This is a genomic window from Streptomyces sp. NPDC037421, from assembly GCF_055602105.1.
On record NZ_JBVJWV010000010.1, the window covers coordinates 1 to 2429 of the forward strand.

Sequence of the window (2429 nt, forward strand, 5' to 3'; positions counted from 1 at the left end):
CCCCCCCCCCCCCCCCCCCCCCCCCCCCCCCCCCCCCCCCCCCCCCCCCCCCCCCCCCCCCCCCCCCCCCCCCCCCCCCCCCCCCCACCCCCACCAGCAGGCACAATGTCGGCATGAGCACAACGCTTGGCCTGGGCGAGTTTCTGCGCACCCGCCGCTCCCATCTGCGACCCGAGGACCTCGCGCTCCCGGACTTCGGCGGACGACGCCGGGTGGCCGGACTGCGCCGCGAGGAGATCGCCCAGCTCGCCGGCGTGAGCGTCGACTACTACACCCGGATGGAACAGGGCCGCGTGCCCAATCCCTCACCGGCAGTCCTGGACGCCCTCGCCCACGCCCTTCGCCTCGACCAGGACGAGACAGCGCACCTCCACCGCCTTACCCAGGCGCAGTCCACCGCCGCACGCACGGCCACCCGTCGTCGGGCCCCGTCGCAGCGCGTGCGCCCCATGCTCCAGCGCCTGCTCGACGAACTGACGGACCTGCCCGCGATGGTGATGGGCCGTCGCATGGACATCCTGGCCTGGAACCAGGGCGCATCCGCACTGTTCGGAGACTACGCAGCCCTGCCCCAGGCAGAGCGCAACATCGCCCGGATCACCTTCCTGGCCCCCTCCTCCCGAAACCTCTACGCGAACTGGACCGCCTGCGCCCGCGAGAACGTCGCCTACCTGCGCCTGGCAGCGGGACGACACCCCGACGACCCCGAGCTGGCGAACCTGATCGGCGAACTGTCCATGAAGAGCGAGGACTTCCGCCGCTGGTGGGCCGAACACCCCGTCCAGGACAAAACCGCCGGCACCAAGCAGTTCCACCACCCCGTCGTCGGCGACCTGGAACTCTCCTACGACACCCTGCGCAGCGCCGAAGACCCCGATCAGGCGCTGATCACCTACGCCGCCGAGCCCAACACCCCTTCGCACGATGCCCTGCACATGCTGCTCGCCTGGACCACGACTGCTCCCACACGACGAGCAGACCCACGCCCTGCCCCACGGTGACCATGCCATCCACGCGGCTCTCCGGCGCCCCAGGGTGAGCACCCACACTCGAACTTGCGCTCACCCTGATCGGTCGATGGTGAACGGCTTCATCGCAGCACGGGTGCGGCCCCGCCGGTGGCGGTGCTGGCCTTGCGCCGACCAGGCGGCCGCCTCTGCCCGGGGCCCGGTTGCCGTTCACCGTGGCGACGTATTCGAGGGCGGGCTTCAGGTCGGTGTCGGCGGACATCAGGATCCCGATGTCCTAGGCGCCGTGGACGGTCGGCATGGCGAAGTCGAGATTGAGCCGTGCGTCGATGCCCCCGTCGGGTCGGCGGATTGCCGGAGCTCGGGTGGCGAAGGATCGTCGGTCCGGTCGAGGTGGACGTCATCGCATCGATCGTGACCGTCTACTCGGCGATGAGCGATGACGAAGCCTCTGTGGACCGGACCGCCTGAGGCGTTGGACGAAGCGCTCCGACTCGTCCGAGACCGGGATCAGGTGACCGCCGCCCCCTCCCCCGGCTACTCAAGGGCCAGGTAGCCAGGTGAGGGATGCACGAGCTCGGGGTGTTCCACTGTGTACCGATCGCCGTGGATCGCCCGCATCGCCCAGTGCCAGGCCTCGTCGTGGAAGACCAGCCCGCGGTACGGGTCCCCGGCCGGTTCGTACCGGTACCACTCGGAGGCGGCCTCCTCGGCCTCCTTCGGGGCCAGCCCTCCGTGGTGCTGCATCACCCATGCGTAGGCACGCCGTTCGGCCCGCAGGTAGTCGAGGTACTCGGCTTCGTTCCATGTCACGGCTCAACGTTGACATCCTCTGCGCCCGATCGGCCCGGCGGGGCCTTGTCCGATCCGGGCACGGGTACCGGGTCATCGCACGCTCCACGCGCTGACCGCGGAGAGCGGGATCCTGAAGTACTCGCCCAGGGCGGTGGGGAGGCTGCTGGTGCCGGATATCAGCTGGCAGCCACGGAGGTTGAGGAAGGCAGGCGGGTAGTCGGGGATCTCCGCGGCCTCCCGGTCGAAGTCCTCGGCGAACCGTTCGTCGGGCAGGCCCGCGTCGCCCAGTCGTTCGGCGACGTCCGTGGCCCAGCGCCGGTGCGGTGTGAGGCGCCCGGTGATCACCACGCCTTCGGTGGCGATCGTGATGCGCGGGCCGTCGCCGTTCATCTCGGTCCGGTTGATCAGGTCTGTCAGCAAGTCGTCTCGTGTGGTCACACCGAGACTGTAGTGATCATGGAGGTGGGTGGCCGAACCGGTTCGGGTGGCTGAACACGGTTCCCACGTCCGCCGCGGCGCCTCCGCCGAGGTGGGCGTCTCCGCCGGCGGGCCCCCCCCCCCCCCCCCCCCCGGGGGGGGGGGGGGGGGGGGGGGGGGGGGGGAGAGGAGGGGGGGGGGGGGGGGGGGGGGGGGGGGGGGGGGTGGGGGGGGGAGGGGGGGGGGGTA

At 71.6% G+C, this 2429-nt stretch carries 3 protein-coding genes; 1 reads left to right on the top strand and 2 read right to left on the bottom strand.

Translation table 11 applies throughout. The features are described 5' to 3' along the window. The first annotated feature begins 113 nt into the window (after window positions 1–113). A complete protein-coding gene (locus ACZ7IF_RS16695) occupies window positions 114–1001 on the top strand; it encodes a helix-turn-helix transcriptional regulator (protein ID WP_470971512.1) in 888 nt (295 codons plus the stop codon). 504 nt (window positions 1002–1505) lie between these two features. Here the strand turns inward: ACZ7IF_RS16695 and ACZ7IF_RS16700 are convergent. Both ACZ7IF_RS16700 and ACZ7IF_RS16705 read right to left on the bottom strand, forming a co-directional pair. After that, window positions 1506–1781 (bottom strand): hypothetical protein, encoded by a 276-nt coding sequence (locus ACZ7IF_RS16700; RefSeq protein WP_470971518.1) that lies wholly within the window; start codon window positions 1779–1781, stop codon window positions 1506–1508. Between the two features lie 72 nt (window positions 1782–1853). Then, on the bottom strand, window positions 1854–2201 hold the full coding sequence (locus ACZ7IF_RS16705) for a hypothetical protein (RefSeq protein ID WP_470971525.1): 348 nt from the start codon (window positions 2199–2201) through the stop codon (window positions 1854–1856). Window positions 2202–2429: the final 228 nt, after the last annotated feature.

Excerpts from the sequence above, each read along its gene's own strand:
- ACZ7IF_RS16695 (WP_470971512.1), top strand. The coding sequence starts at position 114 with ATGAGCACAACGCTTGGCCTGGGCGAGTTTCTGCGCACCCGCCGCTCC.